1 pseudogene (only partly in view) is annotated in these 489 nt (G+C 25.2%); it reads left to right on the top strand.

The annotated features are described in order from the left end of the window. Positions 1-200, top strand: a pseudogene (locus LUA84_RS03315) (radical SAM protein) (it extends 94 nt beyond the left edge of the window). The last annotated feature ends 289 nt before the right edge of the window (positions 201-489 follow it).

Raw genomic sequence — 489 nt, forward strand, 5'->3', positions numbered from 1 at the left:
ATGAAGTAGATAAACCTGAAGAAATAATGGAAAAACTAAGAGAATTAAGAAAGAAATTATTAATTGGATATTATGGAAATCCAAAAGCAAATAAAGAATTATTAGATAAATTTATTGATAAACCAACTCATGTTACATTCTCATTATCTAGGAGAACCATTATTATATCCATATGTTGCAGAAAGTATATTATATATTAAGAAAAATATGGCCATGGATAAAATCAATATTTATACTAACATCTGGACAAGTTCCAGAAGCATTAAAAGATTAATTGAAAAGAATGCATTACCAACGCAATTATATATATCATTTACTAAGCCCCAAATAAAGAAATGTATAAAAAAATATCTGCACCTTTATATAAAGATTACCGCGAAAGATTTCTAAAATCATTAGAAATTGCTTCAAAAATGAAAACAAGAAGAGTTGCAAGAATAACATTAATTAAAGGAATAAATGATGATCCAAAATATTTTGATGAATGGG

The sequence above is a fragment of the Candidatus Nanopusillus massiliensis genome, from assembly GCF_920984865.1.